This window comes from Candidatus Bathyarchaeota archaeon (assembly GCA_018396705.1).
Classification (GTDB): Archaea; Thermoproteota; Bathyarchaeia; order Bathyarchaeales; family Bathycorpusculaceae; genus DRVP01.
This window is the reverse complement of sequence record JAGTQZ010000009.1, coordinates 138,709-156,428: the sequence shown is the minus strand read 5'-3', so window position 1 is coordinate 156,428 and position 17,720 is coordinate 138,709. Positions and strand designations below refer to the sequence as shown.

Sequence of the window (17,720 nt, the reverse complement as noted above, 5' to 3'; positions counted from 1 at the left end):
TAATTTTAAATATTCCTAGACGTTAAAGTCTTTTGGGAATAGAAAGTGTCTAACTTTTGCCCAAACTGTGGCACAAAACTTGGAGTTCCAAATCCGAATTTTTGTCCTAATTGTGGCACAGACCTTAGAAAGCGTCGGGGAGAAATCCCTATGCAAGTGAACGAGTATGAAGAAGCAAGAGTGCAAGCTACGATTCATGAACTTGGTGAAAAACTCGAAGAGTGCGTAGAAAAAATACTGGCGAGCAAGGGATACCATACTCAACGTAGAGTGCGAATGAAAGGTATCAGCGGTGCGGAAAAGGAAATTGATATTATTGCAACCAAAGGCAATAAGATAATTGCGGTTGAATGCAAAAACTGGAAGAATCCCGTGGGTGTAGATGAAATTGAAAAGTTTTGGGCAAAACTTAAAGATTTAGGACCGCAGTGGCACGGGATTTTCGTAGCTTATCCCGGTGGATTCACTGAAGAGGCAGAAAAATATGCGGACTATTATAACATCGATAGGTGGGATACAGATTTCCTTAAAGAAGAATTTTGGGCTATCAACATGGGTAGAGCAGAATATGTCAGTGTTGAAAAAGGCATCATGATTAAAAACGCACTTCCTTTAAAGGTCAACTTTTTAGACGCTTCTAAAATAGGGTTGCAAAACAAAGAGAAAATTAAAGCCTATGGGATGTTGTCTTATCATCCTTATTATGTCATTGCTTACTCCTACTTCGCTAAGGTTAAGGATCCAACAAAAAAGGTTCACACATTTAGGGATTCGGGTAAAGTTTTAATTGATGGTTTAGATGGTACTGTTCTGAATCCTGCTCCTATTAAAGGCGTTCAAACGATTACAAAGGCTTTAAAGACTGTTGTATCAAAAGAAGAACGTGAAGAAAGCAAGCGGAATAAAAAACTGATGGAGGAATTGGAGAACAGCGTCTCTATTAAGGAATACGAGGTGAGAGCTGGAGAAAGCTACAAAGTGAGAGTTTTGCAACCCTCTATTAGTTATCGCTCAATTAACAAGTCAGCATTAGAATACATAGTCCAGAAAAACACAGAGGTCATTCGATATACACCAAAGACAAGTGGAGATGACTTTTTCCCAGAAGTAAAAACGAAAACATATGTTCCCAAAGTTAAAAACATCAACATAAAAGGTAGAACTCTAGTTTTCGTCCCACGATGGGACATTACTTTCGAGGCGCCAAATAATAAGATATACTCTAGAGAAGTACTTGCGTTTTCTGGAACAGTTTTAGAGGATACATTAAAATACTGTCCAAAACACATAGGTCTTCTTAAAAAAGAAACATTTGCCATTTGCGAGGTTTGCGGGTTAGCACTGTGTGATGCCCACGTGTTTCAGTGTGCAATTTGCGGGAAGTGGCTATGCGAAGATGATGGCGTTCGATGTGAAGGTTGTGAAAGAATTTATTGTAAAGACCACAATTTGTCAACATGTACCGTTTGCGGTTCGGTCATCTGTGAGGATTGCAAGCTAATATGTCCCATTTGTGGAAAAACTTACAGTAAAAAACATGCACAAGTTTGCAATAACTGCGGGAAGTCTGTCTGCCCCGACTGTACAACAAAGGTTGGATTAATAAGGAAAAAGATATTCTGCAAGAAATGCCAGCCCGAATAATAATTCAATTCCTATGTTGCTAGTGTTTTCGCTAGCTCTAAGAGTCTTAGGTTTAATGGTTTTTGGTTTTTGCATGATGTTTCTAGGCCTATGTTTGTGATTGTGCCTTTCTGCAGTCCAACCACGCGGTTTCCAACTCCTTGTGTTATCAAGTGTACGGCTTCTTCTGCGAATAGACTTGCCAGTAGGCGGCTTCTGGCTGTTGGACTTCCGCCTCTTTGCGCATAGCCTACTATGCTTAGGCGGACTTCTGCGCCGGTGTTTTCCTCTATGTCTTTAGCTATTTTTCTTGTGTCGCCTACGCCTTCAGCCGCCACAATTATGCCGGATCGCTTTCCCTTGGCGGCGTTCTCCCTTATGGTTTTGTAGACTTCTTCCATGTTTAGGGGCACTTCTGGCACGAGAATTACTTCGGCGCCGACGGTTAAGCCTACAGCCAAAGCCAGAAAGCCCCGTTTTCTGCCCATGACTTCCACGACGAAGACTCTTTCATGGGATATCGCCGTATCCCGGATTTTGTCTATTTCCGCCACCGCCGTATTCACAGCCGTGTCAAACCCTATGGTTTCGTCTGTGCCATAAACGTCGTTGTCTATGGTGGCTGGCACCCCAACAATAAGCGTGTCTGTTTCACGGCTAAGCTCATAGGCGCCCCGGAAAGAGCCGTCGCCGCCAATAACCACAAGTCCATCCACCTTATTAGCCGCCAAATTTTGAGCGGCTTTCCTAACGCCTTCAAGCGTTTTAAACTCTGGACACCGGGAAGTCAAAAGGATGGTGCCGCCCAACTGGATTATGCCGCCTACAGAACGCGGGTCCAAACGCCTAAAACGGTTCTGTATCAATCCTTCCCAGCCCCGCTCAAAACCCAAAACCTGAAAGCCACTGGCATACGCTAAACGCGTAATCGCCCTTATAGCCGCATTCATACCCGGCGCATCACCGCCGCTTGTAACCACGCCTATAGTTTTCATTTTGCAACCACGCCAATGTTAGAAGTCTCTGCTGCCATCGGTAAAAGATTTTGCACATGTGACCTGCAAAATTTTCAAATAGTTGCATCCGTAGATAAATTTGCATTGATATGATTGTTTGCCAAAATCTCCATGTGACCTACAGATGGCGCCAAGAACCAGTCCTAAAAGGAGTCAACGGAACTTTTAAGGGAAAATCCCTAATTTTGGGGCCGAACGGGTCGGGCAAAACCACCCTTTTTAGGGCTATATGCGGCTTAACCAACATAAAGTCCGGAAAAATCTTGATAGACGAAAAGCCCATCGAAGAAATTTACGCCACAAAAGGAGTTGTTTCAGCAAACTTCCAAGACATCTACACTCTTATAGATGCTAAAGCCTTCGACCTGATAAGACTGTACACAGACTTGGCCGAAGGAGACCCGCAGCTTGCCCTCAAAATAATAGAGGACTTCGGCATAACCCCCGATTTCCTTAAAAAGAGGAAGCTTGGGGAACTATCCTCTGGACAAGCAAAAATATTTTGCACAGCCCTTGCACTAGCAATGAAGGCTAGGCACGTTTTGCTCGACGAACCCTTCGAAGAGCTTGACCCAGCCCGCAAGGGGAGGATGGTTAACTACCTAAACGAGTATGAGGGTGTGGTTCTCATTAACACCCATGAAACATGGTTGCTGAAAAACCTGCAAGACTGGGAGGCCTTCCTAATGTTTGAAGGAATTCTCTATGGACCCCTAACAGTTAAGGACCTTTTAAATGCCAGAATATCCATGGCTGAAGAGCCCGGCTCTCTGCTCAGGCTTAGCCTTTCAGGAAAAACCGTAAGCATAATCAAGGGAAAAGGTAAGGGCAAGCTGCTAACCAGCCTCGAAAACCTAGACAAAATGTACGAGATAGCGGAGGGACTGAAGACTTGACAAAGTATCTTTGGATGAACGCCAAACACCTCCTAACAAACCCGTACCTAATTTTCTGGTCAATCCTATTCATCGAATTCTGGGTTTTCATGTGGGCATACGTCTTCGGAAACTATATACCACAAATGGAGGAGACCGTAAGACTTTACATGGCTTCAGCCTACGGAAACCTTCTTATGCTCTCCCTGTCTGGAGCAGCCATAACCATAGCGTCGACGCTCCTATACGGGTCAAAATCAATACGATATGTAACCAAGTACACTAGGCTTTCGCCCACACGCTTCCTAACGGAGAACTTCGCATCAGCCTTGATCGTCCTCTTAACAATTTCCGCAATAATGTTCCTTTCCGTGGTAGGCGTATTCCATGCCAAATTCGGATTCACCATACTGCCAGCCAACCCTGCCGGGCTCTTTCTCAGCATACTTCTGGGCGCAGTGTTCATCTATGCGCTGGCTCTCTTCCTAAACGCTGTAGTCGTTGTTTTAAGGTCGCCGAAGTCGTCTTCCTTCATCTTCTTCCTGCCCCTCATATTTGCCTTCACAGCTTATGCGGCGCTATGGGTGGACTTCGGAAACCTAGCGTATGTGTCTCCATTTAACTGTATAGTTTCAACATGCTACTACTACCTTTCCGGAAAAGCTCCTCCAACGGGCAATCTAACCTCAATGGCGCAGAACAACCGCACACTGGTCGACGTAAACATAGCGCTTGCATCCCTCATAGCATGGTCAATAATTCTCATGGCGCTTAACATCCTCCTATTAAGAAAGATGAGGGGAATAAGCATAGAAGAAATAAGGACGGCTTAAAGGCGAAAAATCATGAAAAAACAGTACATAATCATGCTTGTAACAGCATCCAGCAAGGACGAAGCCGAAAAAATCGCCCGGAAGCTGCTTGAGGAGCGGCTGATCGCGTGCGCCAACATAGTCGGCCTGGTGCATTCGCTTTTCTGGTGGCAAGGCAAAATCGACATAACCCAAGAATACTTGATTCTCATGAAGACTAGGAAGGATTTGTTTGCAAAGGTTGCTGAAAGGGTGAAAGCCCTCCACAGCTACCAAACCCCAGAAATAATCGCCCTGCCAATAATAGAAGGCTCAAAAGACTACTTGAAATGGCTAGACGAAAGCCTAGGGTAAAGCTTTATAGTTTTTGTCATCCCATTTTCATTTTGGCGGTGGGTCTTAGGCGGGGGGCTAGGGGTCCCCTGTACCGTAAACCCCCTATATGACGGGCCGAAAGCTGAGGCTGAGGCGCCTGTGGCCGCCCAACCCCCCTCTCTTCCGAAGCGGTGACCATCCGTCCCTTGGGGTCGGCGGTCGCCGGGCGGCCTCCGTAGGGAGGCTTGCCACGGTGTTTGCTGGGTGAACCTGGCTAGGCCCGGGAGGGAGCAACCTAAGCCTGGACGTTCGGCGCTCAAGGGGGTGCGGGTGCGAGTGTAGGGTTTGAGGGGGTGGGCGGATTCTGGGCGTCGAACCTCAGTGACCCACCGCCGCTTTCGGCTTTGGCTGTGTGGAGTGGTAATGTTTGGGTTTGAAGGGCGAGTTTTTGTGGGGTGTTTCCTCCAGCGGTTTTCAGTTTGAGATGGGCAACCCATCTGGCAAAAGCGTTGACGCCAACACAGACTGATTTGTTTGGGTTCATGACGCCGAAAACATTAGGCGGGGCGTTGTAAGCGGCGATTTGCCGGAAAATGGCATAGATTATTGGCACTTGTATGCGAAGGACCATGAGCTTGCGAGGCGGCTTGGCTTAAACGCCTACAGGATTGGCTTGGAGTGGAGTAGACTCTTTCCCAAAAGCACCGCCGCCGTCGAGGTTGGCGTGGAAAGGGCTTCGGATGGCAACATCGCAAACATATCAATAGACGACAAAGCCCTTGAAAAGTTGGATGGGCTGGCGGATAAAGATGCGTTGAACCATTACAGGCTTATTATTGAAGATTTGAGGGCGAGGGGCTTCAAAGTTTTCGTCTGCCTAAACCATTTCACGCTTCCCCTATGGATTCACAACCCAATAATTGCGCGGGCTACGAGACTCCGGAAAGGTCCAAGGGGGTGGCTTGACAAAACCCACATAGTTGAGTTTGTTAAGTATGCGGCTTATGTGGCTTGGCGGCTCGGCGACTTGGTGGATTGCTGGGCGACCTTCAATGAGCCTATGGCTGTGTGCGAAGCTGGCTATATGATTCCGGAGTCTGGTTTTCCGCCGGGAGTAAGCAGCTTTAAAGCGGTTAAAAAGGCTGCGAGAAACTTGGCTGTGGCTCACGCCCGGGCATATGACGCCATAAAAAGATTTGACACTGTTAGGGCGGACAGCGACAGTCCAGCCTCGGCTTGGGTTGGCTTAATCCACAATGTTATCCCAGCCCAGCCGCTTAATGCCGGCGAGAGGCTTGACGTGGACGCGGCGAGGTTTATGGATAACATGCACAATCAACTCTTTCCTAGGGCGCTGACTGAGGGTTGGCTGGATGAAAACTTTAACGGCGCGAGAGAGAAAAGTGAAGTTAAAGCCTATTTAGGACAGCGACTTGACTGGCTTGGCGCAAACTATTACACGCGGTTTGTCATCCGCGGAAAACGCAACTTTTTGGCTAGGCTTTTCGCCGGAATCCCAGCCGTTCCAGAAATTGTGCCCGGCTACGGTTTTGGATGCCAACCCAACAGCATGTCCACCGCCGGAAACCCCACGTCGGATACTGGTTGGGAAATTTATCCAGAAGGACTACTTGAAGCCTTAAGGGCTATGGCAAAGTTTGGCAAACCGCTCTATGTGACGGAAAATGGCTTGGCGGATGCTGAGGACAAGCTTAGACCAAAATTCTTGGAAGACCACACGGCGGTTTTAGAAAAAGCCGTCAAAGAGGAAAAATTGGACGTCCGAGGCTATTTCCACTGGGCCTTAACTGACAACTACGAGTGGGCTAAGGGCTTCAAAATGAAATTCGGCTTATACGACGTAGACCTCCAGACAAAAAAGCGAATTGCAAGAAAAAGCATAAAAACATACAAGCAAATAATTGAGGAGCTGAAAATCTAGAATATGAAGCTTGTTTTGATTGTTAAAGCTGAACCATTCTTTTTAACTGTGAAATCCTTCTATTAGGAAATCGTATATCAGGTATCGGTATAATTCCATACATATCGCAAAACTAAAAAGGACTTACCAACTGTTTGCCATCCACAGAATCAATGTATAGAGAGGGGTATAGAAAATAAGCTGTGCCACTCCACCATTTTCAGTCATCTACACTAAAATGGTTTCATGGCAAGCCAACGGTCTTGTCACCAACCAAAGCTCATGGCTGGTTATTTAGAAATTCTAGGCTTTTGAGCTTGAGGCTTTACAAAGCCTCATACGAAATTGTAAATTTTCAGTCTGAAGTCTTCTTTAACAACGTTTAAAACTACATTAGTCACTGTTCTTTTCACGTAGGGTAAGCTCAGCAAGCTTTTTATGAACTGGTTTAAACCATCCCTATCCCTGAATCTTGCGATTACGGCAATATCGAAATCTCCTGTTATATCGTAAACAGATATTATGTTGCCCATTTTTGCGATTTCATTTTCAACGTCTATAAGATGTTTCCCCTCAGCTTGAATTAGTATGAGCGCTGTTAAGTTATAACCGATTTTGTTTGGATCGACTAGAATTGTGTATCTTTTTAACACCCCTTTTTCCTCTAGACTTTTAACTCGGTTGTACGCTGTGCCAACTGATATTCCAAGCTTGTCTGCAATTTTGTTATAGGAAAGCCTTGAATCTTCCTGTAACAAAGTAAGAATCTTAAAATCCAAATCATCCAGTTGCTCGGTCATGCTGTTTTCATCGCCTAGGCGTTTGCTGCTGAACAATTATTCATCAAATTAAAAAAAATATAAATATTTTTCTATCAATTAGAAAACATTTATATGTTTGTGAAATAAAATATACGGAGCCCTAAATGGTGTATTAGCATGAAAAGGAGCGAGGATGTCGAGAGAGCCTTGGAGCTTTTGAAAGCACATAAGGTACGTTGGGTTCATTCAGCTTTCGTTGACATACGAGGGCTTTTACAGGACATGATTGTGCCCGCAAGGGAGTATCTTGAAGGGGACGCCTTTAAGTCAGGTTTAGGGTTTGACGGTTCTTCTGTGAGAGGATTCAAATCCATAGATGAATCAGACATGACCTACATGCCTGACCCCAAAACCTTGGCCATACTGCCATGGGAAACTAACGAAAATCAGAGAAGCGCTATAATTTTGGGTGATGTACATGAAGCCTACGGCGGAGGCCCCTCAGAAGTGTGTCCAAGAAGCTATGTTGCAAAAAGAGCTGTGAAAGCTGCTGAAGAAATAGGCTTTGAAGTGTTCATGGCTCCTGAACTTGAATACTTTGTGTTCGCATCTATAGATCCGACGAAGCTTGTTTGGGATCTTTGGGTAAGCCCCAAAGGCGGTGAGGGCGATTCTTGGGGTCCTCCAAGAGTTGTGCCACAGTCTCCTGAAATAACACCTGGAAACTTTGTGCTAAGGCCGAAAGAAGCTTATTATAGGCCTCCCCCTGAAGACACAACAATACAGTACCGAAATGAAGTATCTTCAATTCTAGAGGATTATTTCGGCTTCAGAATTGAAAAGCATCATCATGAAGTGGCCACAGCTGGACAAATAGAGATAGACTTCCAATATGGACCTCTCGTTGAAACCGCTGACCGAGCCATATATTACAAGTTTGTAGCAAAAAACGTTGCCAAAAAATACGGTTTAATAGCCACCTTTATGCCGAAACCGGTTTACCTCGACAACGCTAGCGGAATGCATACGCATATATCCCTATGGAAAGGCGGAAGAAACGTGATGTACGATGAAAACGATGAATACGCAGAGATTAGCCAGATCGGCAGGTACTTCATCGGTGGGCTTCTGGAACATGCTAGAGCTCTGAGCGCCGTATGCTGTCCAACAGTTAACTCTTACAAGCGTCTGGTTCCAGGTTTTGAAGCGCCAATTTACATAATGTGGTCCCGTCGCAATAGGTCAGCGCTGGTGCGTATCCCGGTCTACTATAAAGGTCCAGAGTTCGCATACCAAAAGAGAGTGGAATATCGTGGTGTCGATCCCTCATGTAATCCATATCTAGCTTTCGCGTGTCTATTAGCCGCAGGACTCGATGGAGTAAAAAAGAAAATTGACCCGGGTGATCCTGTAGATGAAGACGTATATAAAATGTCTGTGGAGAGGCGGAGAGCCCTTGGAATAAAAGAACTGCCAACAACACTAAGAGATGCATTGGAGGAAATGAAAAGCGACGAAGTAATACATCAAACCTTAGGAAGCCATATATTCGATGCATTCATAGAATATAAAATGAACGACTGGAACCAGTACTGCCTCTATGTAACACCCTGGGAAATTATGAAATATTTAGACTATTAAGATTATGGAGGGGGATAAAGCAAAAATGAGGGCTTACATATTTATAAAAACAAAACCGGGAACTTCAGAGGAAGTTGTCAAACGAATAAAAAACAACGTTAAGGAAGTTGTCCAAGCTGACTCAATCTACGGAAGATTCGACGCCATAGTAATCATAGAGGCACCGAAACTTGAAGACATAAACGAAATAGTATACAAGGTCATCGAAAAGGACCCAAACATAATCCACACGGAAACCTCACTAGCCTTATCAAGTTGACATGCCCAAAAGGAGTAATGTGTAATGTCTTCAAAGAAGGATCTACGCAAGAAAGCTTTAAGGGCCTTTGTAATGGTCACCATGAAGCCTGGTACATCCGAAGAGATTGTGCGGTCTAGGCGGATAAAGGGTGTTAAAATGGCTAATTCAGTTTTGGGAAGGTTTGACGCCGTAATCGTTATCGAAGCTGAAAGCCTCGAGGAACTTAAGAAAATAATTTATGAGATGGTGGAACAGCATCCAAATGTCGTTCATACAGAAACTCTAATATCCATTTTCCATCCGCCCCAAAACGCATCCTAGCCTGTTTTGGCGCTCCTTTTTGCTTAACATCTTAAAGAGCAACGTTTTGCTGAAGATCGCTCAAAGGTGTGAAAATTGAAGTGCGATGCCGTGCTGGTTTTAGACTTCGGCGGTCAATATTGTCATCTTATAGGAAGACGCATAAGAGAGAACGGTGTTTACTCAGAGATAGTTCCTTACAACATAAAAGTTGAAGAAATCAGATGTCTAAGCGAAAAATTCAATGTCAAGGGCTTGGTTTTGTCAGGAGGACCATTAAGTGTCTTTGACAGTGGGGGGCCTAAACCAGACAGGGAAGTTTTGGAGTTAGGATTGCCTGTTTTAGGCTTGTGTTATGGGCACCAATTGTTAGCGTACATGGCTGGAGGACAAGTTGGGCCAGCTAAAAGAAAAGAATATGGCGCAACATATGTCACTGTTGACAAGCCGGTTGGAGTTTTAAAAGGCTTAAACAAAAGGGAAAAGGTTTGGATGAGTCATGGTGATACTGTCTTTGCGGTGCCCGATGAATATGAAGTGTTAGCGCATACCGAAAATTGCCCCGTCGCTGCTTTTAGGCATAAGGTAAAGCCAATTTATGGTTTGCAGTGGCATCCAGAAGTAGCGCATACGGAGAAAGGCATGCAAATGCTTCGTAACTTTCTCTTTGAAGTGTGTAGGTGTGAGGCTAACTGGAGGATGGAAGACGTTATAGAGCGGATGGTTGAAGAGGTTAAAGCTGAGGTTGGCGAAGGCAAGGCCATAATTGCCCTAAGCGGAGGCATAGACTCCAGCGTAGCTACAGTGATTGCTGCAAAAGCGTTGGGCGATAGGCTTACAGCGGTCTTTGTTGATCACGGTTTTATGAGGGAAAATGAACCGGAATTTGTCAAGAACACTTTTCAAGATTTTAAAATAAACCTAGTAATTGTGAATGCAAAGGAAAGGTTTCTAAAAAAGCTTAAGGGCGTGGTTGATCCGGAGGCTAAAAGGAAAATTATTGGTGAAGAGTTCATACGAGTTTTTGAAGAACAAGCCGAAAAAACTGGCGCAGAATATTTAATCCAAGGAACAATTTACCCCGATAGAATAGAATCTGGGTTTAGAAAGTTTTCAGACAAGATAAAAACTCATCATAACGTGGCAGGACTTCCAACGCGGTTAAAGTTTAAGAAGATCGTTGAACCCTTACGAGACTTGTATAAGGATGAGGTTAGGAAGGTTGCTGCCTTGCTTGGGCTTCCTAAAGAAATCGTCTTTAGACAGCCTTTTCCAGGTCCAGGCCTAGCCGTAAGGATTATAGGGGAAATAACTGAGGAGAAAGTTGAGATTGCACGTAAAGCAGACAAAATCGTAAGGGAAGAAATTGAAAAAACCGGATTAAAAGAGAAGTTGTGGCAATATTTCGCCGTTTTAACAGACACAAAGGCAACGGGTGTTAAAGGTGATGCGAGAGCCTATGGCTATGTTGTCGCTATAAGGGCTGTGGAGAGCCGTGAAGCCATGACAGCAAGCTTCGCGAAAATTCCCTATAGACTTCTAGAAAGAATCTCCACAAAAATAACCAATGAAATACCGCAAGTTACAAGAGTAGTCTATGACATAACCCACAAACCACCCGCAACTATAGAATGGGAATAAATAACAAGCTTTTCCTGCGTAAGGATTCTGAACGCATTAAATTTCGGTTTCAATTCTATTTTCGAGACGTTTAACCTTAAATATCTCAATTTCCAGCATAGAAAACTCGACTTCAGACATGCATTCTTACGATAATTTGATGTCTTAGAGGTATAGGGAGTTGTAGAGTTTCGGTTTTCTCCCTGTTTCTTTTCTATAGAATTGGACGAACCGGTTCATGGCTATTTCTACAATTATCATGAGCTCTTCTATGGATATGTCAACTTCTTTGACTTCCTCTCCGAGGAAAATTGATGCTCCTGATGGTATGCCCTCCTCACCCTGCCAGTAAGCAACGATTATCCTGACGCCGTTTAATGGGGAGACTTCGAAGCTCCATGTTGCTGTTGGATGATTTACCAAATGGCCTCCCATGTTTTTGACGGCTTTTTCAACCCCTGAAGCGTTTGAGTTGTCTAACTCCGTGGCTATAAAAGTGGTAATTCTCTTTTCGTAAAGCCGGGCGGATTCTCCTCCCTTTAGCTGGCCCATTTTTATTAAGTTAGCTTTGCAGGAGGCTACTTTGCCAGCTATGACCCTTTCTAAAGTGTTAATCATGTATGCTATAAGCTTGGTCGCATCTTCCATTTTTCCCAGAGGATCTTCGTAGAAAACTTCTGCGCTATTATTAGAGATTTTGACGAGATATTTTATCCCTAAAATCAACGCTTCAAAACCAGCCCCTTTAATGTAAGGGGTTCCGCCAAAGGCTTTCTCAATAAGTTTTGAATCTATTGTACTTGCTTCCTTAACTAAAGTTGCCAGTTTCTGTTTTTGTTGGGAGTCAAATTGCAGACGTAACGCCATACTTTCATTCCCGCGTAGTGAAAGGATTCTTAGGCTATAGTATTTGAGCCTTACTCCGTCTTTGCTGTATGTTTTTCGGAAAAAATATGAGTTGGAGTTTTCTATACTGTTTTGATCAGCTTTGAGCTTTTCATCTATGCATAGAGATCGGTTTTCGCCTAATATTTGGCTATTTGAGGTTTTGAAAGGTTCCGGCGCTGCCGCCGACGTAAGTTATGATGAGGGGCAGATTTTTGTTAAGGCCTCCAGTAGCGGTTTATGCGTTGCATGTAAAGGTTCCCGTTTTCTCTGCGGCAAAACACGTTGCCCAATTGTTGTTAGGGCAAACTATTTTTTGAAGAGTGTTCCATTGCTGCAAAGCGAAGACATCGCTGGAGCTTCCCCGCCAAGCGTTTTTGTAGGCAGAATTGGGTATCCATACGTTTATGCTGGACCACTGGTCCCCCCAGTTCAAGAGGACACAAGCCTTTACGACTTGCCGGAATACTGGTTTGGAAAATCCATTGACGAGATTGTATGTTTCCGCTCAATGCTTATTCGCGGCAAACACCGTGTACACGTGCAAAAGTTTCAAGATGCCGGAAAAATCATTGAGAAGACGCGGGAACTGGCTCTAGCAGTTAAACCCGTAGACGTGGAGCTTCTATTGAAGAAAAAGCCAAGAGGCTTCATACTTTTAGACGATGAGGTTCAGCCCTTTGGGCCTTCCGCGCCCATACGCGACTTACGAGTTAGAAACACCAGCTGGGACCACCAAATTGAGAAAGCCTACTATGACACGGATTTGAGGGCTGCCGAAGCTGTTTTAGAACTCTACCGGAAAGGCGTGTTAGTCACAAAGATTCAGCGAGCCTTCAGCGTTGGTGCATTTGGCTTAGAGCGGAACCGCCGCCTTGTGCCTACCCGCTGGAGTATAACAGCCGTGGACAGCATAATCTCTAAGGCTTTGATGGAGAAAGTGAAAACCTTCCAGGAAATAAGCGAGTACCGCGTTTATGAGTCCTGCTATTTGGATAACATCTTCGAGGTTTTGATGATTCCGGGCAGGTGGAGCTATGAATCAATAGAGGCGTGGTACCCCGGAACCATTTGGAACCCACATGGCAGAAACATCATAATGTACTCGGATTGGGAAGGACATGAGGGGCGCACAACCTATGCGGAAATCGGCGGCTGCTATTACGCGGCGCGTCTAGCCGTCTGTGAACAACTTGTCAAGGAGCAGCGTCAAGCCACGGTCATAGTGCTTCGGGAGGCGCATCCAGGCTACATAATGCCCGTAGGCGTATGGCAGGTTCGCGAAAACATCAGAAACGCTATGCGTAAAAAACCACATACCTTCAAAACACTGGAGGAAGCCCTACAGTTTATTGCAGGACGTTTCCAAATTCCAATCCAACGATGGATAATGCAGAGCGTTCTATTGAAGAACGCCCTATTCCAGAAAAAGATAACAGATTACCTAGAGAAGATTTAGAAGCGATTTAGAGGTGCTGAAAGCTAGAAAGTTTCTGTCGACGGTTTACACATTCTTCTTCCCAGTATTGGGGTATGAAGAAAGAAATCATAGAACACATGCAGTCTTGCATCAGAATTTTCAAGCGGTCAATTTTGTCCACAAGTGTCCTATGTGTGCCTTTGACGATCTTCTTTTTTAACGCGAATATTTTGTGCTCCATCTATAGAATAGAGAAGCGCCTTAAGGCTGTTGGCATTCCGTTGTTAAGGCGAAGAAGCTGAGGGTTTTAATAAGAAATTTAAATCCACAAGGACAATTTTACAATGGTGAGGATTTGTCTAACAAGATTGATAGGCTAAAGTTGCCGTTCACGGTTCTGGCTGAAAACCGCAAGGAATTATTCACGAAGAAAATGGAGAAGGCCGCCATATACTGTTTCACTGAACTTGAGAGGGTGAAGGGTGGTGGCTTAATCCTAAAAAAGCCCGAAGAAAAAACCGTCTTCCTAGCCGAGTTCCATTATCCCTTTTGGGTTGCGCCTTGGAATGGACTAAACCTTGTTTTTGATGGACTAAAGCAGGTGTCCCACACTATTACATATAAGGGTATTCCAGGCTTCAGAGAATTTTTCGAAAATGCCTCCAGAAGCTCCAAGTCTATGGAGGCTTATATGGCTTTCCTATCCGACCACGTGAACTTTTTCCAAGCGCCTGCCGAGGAGAAGGCATTGGTCCTAGACGCTTTGGTGGTGGACTCAGTTTTTCTCGGCGAATTTGCCCAGTGCTTGTCGGAGGCAAAACCCTTAGAAGCGGAGGAGGCTCGAGAAGCTTTTATAACGCCTCACGTGGATGAACTGGCAGTTTCGTCTGTCACCGAAGAGCTTGAAAGGCTCAAGGTGGATTTTGAGGCGGAAGCTGCGGTCCTCAATAGTTGCATAAAACTTTTGAACAGAACAACGAGGGGTTTTGTCAAAGACATTCGTGGAAAGATAAAATCCGTTAGGGAGGAGTTTGAGGCGGAAATCCGAAAGCATGAAGAAGCCGTGGCTCAGAAAATCAGCCGTCTAAACGAGGAGTATGAGGAGCAGAGGGTGAAGCTTATGAAGGACTTTGAAAAGCAGCTGATGCCGCTGCAGAAGGAAAAACTCAAGCTAGAGAAAATGCGAGACCAAATTGCCAGGAAAATAGAGCAGTACAATTTAGAGGCGAAGTCTTGTGCTGCTAGCAGCGACTCTGCTGGGGAGAAAAGGTGGAAGGAGAAGGCTAATGAGGCTAGAAGGGAGCTTTCAGAGATAGAGCGGAAGATCGAGGAAGCCGAGGATCGAATTAGGGAGCTTGAGGAAAGCCGTGAAGCGGAATCTTTTAGGCTTAGGTCCGAATGGGAGACGCGGATAAAAGAGGCAAGGAAAGATCTCCTTGAGCTTGAGGCTTCTAGAGACGCCAAAATCCAAGTCTATCAAGATGAAATGGCACGGCTGGAAAGCCTCACATCAAAAATAATTCAGCAAATAAACAGCGTTGTGAAAATGCGAGAGGCAGATTTAGCCGGATTCAATAACCTTGGAATCCAGCAAAAATGTGAAAACTTAAGCCTTCTATATGTGCCGTTTTACATGGCTTGCTTTGAAGCAGAACTCAAAAAGCGCTACGTGGTTTTTTCACCCTCCGCCGTCAACAGCATAGGCTTCACTACGAAGCTCAAAGGCGCCCTTGGCAAGGCAAAGGTTAAACACCTCTTAACCCCAAGGTTCAGAGCTGTAAGTTCACTTCTCGAAAAACTTCCAGCATTGATAGAGAAGGATGCAGCCTTCGCCCGGGAAGTCTACGAAGCTGGAGAAAAAGCCAACATGCTGAAAAGCGAGGCTACGCTGGAGGCTATTGGTGAGGGTTTAAAGAGACTCAAGGACGAAGGCTGGCTTTCTGATAAGGAGTTTGAGGCCTTCAGTCAAAAATTTGCTTAACCGCCTATTTCTTTGATTCCCGAAACTTTTTTATGGCGTATTCCACGATTTTCATGGCTTCTTTGGCGTTTTTCCATTCCTTAAACTTGACCCACTTGTGGGGCTCTAGGCGCTTGTAGGTTTCGAAAAATTCTTGGATTTCCCTAAGCTTGTGGGGGTGCACGTCGCTTATGTCCTTGTAGCCGTCAAACCTTGCGTCGTTTACAAGCACCGACAATATTTTTGGGTCTATGCCCTTCTCGTCCTCGATTATTAATGCGCCTATAACCCTAACCTTTACGAGGCAGCCTACTTCAAGGGGCTCATAGCTAAGCGCCATAATATCCAAAGGGTCTTCATCGTCAAACCATGTTTGCGGAACAAAACCGTACTCGACGGGAAAAACCACCGAGGAAGGTATTATGCGGTCTAAAACAAAGGCTTCCCATTTAATATTATACTCGTATTTATCTCTTGAACCACTGATAACTTCGATAATCATGTTTAGGATTTCAGGAGGCTTTTCGCCGCATGGGATATCGCGCCAAAGATTCATGGATAAACACCTCTAGCCAGAGGTTTAAACATGTATTTAGACTTTTGTGAGGCTACTCCTCTCTCAGTGGACGCTTTTTAACTGTGAATTCTTTCATGTCATATTTGGCGTAAAGCTCCTTTCGCAAGGCTTCCAACATTTCAATTTTCCTTCCAGCGAACTCCGCGGCTGTTATGACTTTTACACTGTGTCTTTGGGCTTCTTCGTAAATGGGCTTCACTCGCACTTTATAGTTTAGGTCACGGAGGAAATGGTGATCTAAAACCAGCGTGTGCAATTCCCCCTTTTTGATGGCTCTGATTAAGTTAGCGTTGGCTGTCTCTAGGCTTTGGAAGGAGTAGCGGTATCCCAGCATGTATGTCATAGGCCCATCCACGAAGAGCACATCTGGCTTCTGTTCTAGGATGAAGGCTATTTGATCTTCAAGGGATGGGCCTTCCACGTCGGATGTGTGGAGAAACTTTTCGCCGCCACAAGCTATGCATGTTTCTGTCACATAGCCTAGCCGTGGGTTTGTGCCGTGGCAAACAGCCCTTGAAAAAGTTATCGTGGTTTCGCCCAACGTGAAGCTTTTGCCATCCGCGATCTCTAACTTTTTAGGCAAGCCTTTTATGGCTTCTAGAAAATAGGCGGCGCGATTCTTTTGGCTCAAGTTAATGTTCCGGCTTGGATGCTTGACAAAGACTATTTTTCCACGATAAAGTTCCGGGTAGTCTGGATCGTGGTGATCGTAGTGGTAATGTGTAACGACAAGCACGTCGGATTCTTCAGCATACTGTTTGATGCTCTCCCATGTTTCATCAAGCCTCCGCCACTCAAGGGGATGCGGCTCTAAACCGTAACGCAGGGGCGCCAAAGAAACGCCCGGATCAATTAGAACCTTTAAGTTATCTGTTTCCACGAAAGTCGCCATGGAACGTGCGCCGAAACTATCAAAACCTAATGGGACGATTCTTTTAATCACGATGAGGTTTCCTCCCTAAAATAGGCTTCAAGTCCTTTTGTTTCCGCCCTTTTCAGGATTTCCGCGCACTTTTTCGGGTTTAAAACCTTAAATTCCAATCCGAGGGTTTCCAGCAGCCTCCGCGTGTCTTTGGCAATGTTTGGCGCTACAAGGATTCCGCGCACTTCACGATTTGTGCGTGTTTTAACAGCCTCAATGTATTTGGCAAGCTGCATGACAGCCTCTTTCCCGGCTGTTCTGCGTTTAATCTCCACAACCACGAGGCGTCCCTTTTTATCTACGCCGTAAACGTCCACGAATCCTGGTTCCACCTTCTTCTCGAAACTTATGGGCTTAAAGTCCTCTTCTAAAAGTGAGGGCTCCGCGAGAATGGCTTTCTGCATGTCCTCTTCGCTGGCATAGAGGGCGAATTCGCCTGTATCTCTTAGGCTTAGAGCTGAAATCATGTAAACTTTGTCAAAAAACACTTGAACAGTTTCAGGAGGCTTCTGTCTGAATGCATGAATCTCCAAAATGTTGTCGCTTGTTTTTGTGTGGAATATGCAGCCCGGTGGTTGCCAGTTAACTGGTTCATAGCCGACTGAACGGTGGACGAGAAGTGATCCGTCCCCCTTTATGATAAGGATACGTTCGCCCGGCTCAAGTTTTGAGGAAGCCCTTCCATGATAGTGAACCCAGCAGTTTCCAACAATTAGCAGTGTTTTATGTTGGGATAAGGCTACCCTAATGATTTTTTCTGCATCGTTTATGTTTGGGTTGACTGAAACCGTAGGGAGCTTGTAATTTAACAAATTTTCCGCCGACAAAATT

At 45.0% G+C, this 17,720-nt stretch carries 16 protein-coding genes, 1 other RNA gene and 1 pseudogene; 12 read left to right on the top strand and 6 right to left on the bottom strand.

The genetic code is table 11. The features are described 5' to 3' along the window. The first annotated feature begins 45 nt into the window (after nucleotides 1-45). The gene (locus KEJ24_08950; protein MBS7647944.1) at nucleotides 46-1,644 is read left to right on the top strand and encodes a restriction endonuclease; all 1,599 of its coding nucleotides are present in this window, start codon (nucleotides 46-48) and stop codon (nucleotides 1,642-1,644) included. A gap of 11 nt (nucleotides 1,645-1,655) precedes the next feature. On the opposite strand, the gene KEJ24_08945 is transcribed toward KEJ24_08950, so the two are convergent. Continuing rightward, nucleotides 1,656-2,618, bottom strand: coding sequence for a 6-phosphofructokinase (locus KEJ24_08945; protein MBS7647943.1), 963 nt, complete (start codon nucleotides 2,616-2,618; stop codon nucleotides 1,656-1,658). Between the two features lie 110 nt (nucleotides 2,619-2,728). Between KEJ24_08945 and KEJ24_08940 the strand changes: the two genes are divergently transcribed. From KEJ24_08940 to KEJ24_08920, 5 genes and pseudogenes are all read left to right on the top strand, one after another. Continuing rightward, nucleotides 2,729-3,535, top strand: coding sequence for an ATP-binding cassette domain-containing protein (locus tag KEJ24_08940; protein MBS7647942.1), 807 nt, complete (start codon nucleotides 2,729-2,731; stop codon nucleotides 3,533-3,535). Beyond that, a complete protein-coding gene (locus KEJ24_08935) occupies nucleotides 3,532-4,347 on the top strand; it encodes a hypothetical protein (protein ID MBS7647941.1) in 816 nt (271 codons plus the stop codon). The genes KEJ24_08940 and KEJ24_08935 overlap by 4 nt, the downstream gene beginning before the upstream one ends. A 12-nt stretch (nucleotides 4,348-4,359) precedes the next feature. Next, nucleotides 4,360-4,680 (top strand): divalent-cation tolerance protein CutA, encoded by a 321-nt coding sequence (locus KEJ24_08930; GenBank protein ID MBS7647940.1) that lies wholly within the window; start codon nucleotides 4,360-4,362, stop codon nucleotides 4,678-4,680. Nucleotides 4,681-4,716: 36 nt separating this feature from the next. Continuing rightward, nucleotides 4,717-5,033, top strand: an RNA gene (gene ffs, locus KEJ24_08925) — signal recognition particle sRNA. A 92-nt stretch (nucleotides 5,034-5,125) separates the two neighbouring features. Beyond that, nucleotides 5,126-6,583, top strand: a pseudogene (locus KEJ24_08920) (glycoside hydrolase family 1 protein). A 314-nt stretch (nucleotides 6,584-6,897) separates the two neighbouring features. Here the strand turns inward: KEJ24_08920 and KEJ24_08915 are convergent. Continuing rightward, nucleotides 6,898-7,362, bottom strand: coding sequence for an Lrp/AsnC family transcriptional regulator (locus KEJ24_08915; protein MBS7647939.1), 465 nt, complete (start codon nucleotides 7,360-7,362; stop codon nucleotides 6,898-6,900). 138 nt (nucleotides 7,363-7,500) lie between these two features. Here KEJ24_08915 and glnA point away from each other — a divergent pair, with 138 nt between their 5' ends. The 4 genes from glnA to guaA all read left to right on the top strand — a co-directional run bounded on the left by glnA (nucleotide 7,501) and on the right by guaA (nucleotide 11,146). Continuing rightward, nucleotides 7,501-8,964: a type I glutamate--ammonia ligase gene (glnA, locus tag KEJ24_08910; protein MBS7647938.1), complete on the top strand. Its 1,464-nt coding sequence runs from the start codon at nucleotides 7,501-7,503 to the stop codon at nucleotides 8,962-8,964. Nucleotides 8,965-8,989: 25 nt separating this feature from the next. Beyond that, nucleotides 8,990-9,223: an Lrp/AsnC ligand binding domain-containing protein gene (locus KEJ24_08905; protein MBS7647937.1), complete on the top strand. Its 234-nt coding sequence runs from the start codon at nucleotides 8,990-8,992 to the stop codon at nucleotides 9,221-9,223. A 24-nt stretch (nucleotides 9,224-9,247) separates the two neighbouring features. Then, nucleotides 9,248-9,526 carry an Lrp/AsnC ligand binding domain-containing protein gene (locus tag KEJ24_08900; protein MBS7647936.1) on the top strand — a complete coding sequence of 93 codons (279 nt, stop codon included), beginning with the start codon at nucleotides 9,248-9,250 and terminating at the stop codon, nucleotides 9,524-9,526. A gap of 75 nt (nucleotides 9,527-9,601) precedes the next feature. Then, nucleotides 9,602-11,146 carry a glutamine-hydrolyzing GMP synthase gene (guaA, locus tag KEJ24_08895; protein MBS7647935.1) on the top strand — a complete coding sequence of 515 codons (1,545 nt, stop codon included), beginning with the start codon at nucleotides 9,602-9,604 and terminating at the stop codon, nucleotides 11,144-11,146. Nucleotides 11,147-11,290: 144 nt separating this feature from the next. On the opposite strand, the gene KEJ24_08890 is transcribed toward guaA, so the two are convergent. Further along, nucleotides 11,291-11,992: a DUF3786 domain-containing protein gene (locus KEJ24_08890; protein ID MBS7647934.1), complete on the bottom strand. Its 702-nt coding sequence runs from the start codon at nucleotides 11,990-11,992 to the stop codon at nucleotides 11,291-11,293. A 136-nt stretch (nucleotides 11,993-12,128) separates the two neighbouring features. On the opposite strand from KEJ24_08890, the gene KEJ24_08885 reads away from it, so the two are divergent. Beyond that, on the top strand, nucleotides 12,129-13,469 hold the full coding sequence (locus KEJ24_08885; GenBank protein ID MBS7647933.1) for a hypothetical protein: 1,341 nt from the start codon (nucleotides 12,129-12,131) through the stop codon (nucleotides 13,467-13,469). A 316-nt stretch (nucleotides 13,470-13,785) separates the two neighbouring features. Next, on the top strand, nucleotides 13,786-15,411 hold the full coding sequence (locus KEJ24_08880) for a hypothetical protein (protein ID MBS7647932.1): 1,626 nt from the start codon (nucleotides 13,786-13,788) through the stop codon (nucleotides 15,409-15,411). A 4-nt stretch (nucleotides 15,412-15,415) separates the two neighbouring features. Here KEJ24_08880 and KEJ24_08875 read toward each other — a convergent pair whose 3' ends face one another. From KEJ24_08875 to nucS, 3 genes are read right to left on the bottom strand one after another with little or no spacing between them, the layout of a single operon-like run. Continuing rightward, nucleotides 15,416-15,946 (bottom strand): inorganic diphosphatase, encoded by a 531-nt coding sequence (locus tag KEJ24_08875; GenBank protein MBS7647931.1) that lies wholly within the window; start codon nucleotides 15,944-15,946, stop codon nucleotides 15,416-15,418. A gap of 52 nt (nucleotides 15,947-15,998) precedes the next feature. Further along, nucleotides 15,999-16,859: an MBL fold metallo-hydrolase gene (locus KEJ24_08870; GenBank protein MBS7647930.1), complete on the bottom strand. Its 861-nt coding sequence runs from the start codon at nucleotides 16,857-16,859 to the stop codon at nucleotides 15,999-16,001. A 47-nt stretch (nucleotides 16,860-16,906) separates the two neighbouring features. Beyond that, nucleotides 16,907-17,716: an endonuclease NucS gene (gene nucS, locus KEJ24_08865; protein ID MBS7647929.1), complete on the bottom strand. Its 810-nt coding sequence runs from the start codon at nucleotides 17,714-17,716 to the stop codon at nucleotides 16,907-16,909. Between the last annotated feature and the right edge of the window lie 4 nt (nucleotides 17,717-17,720).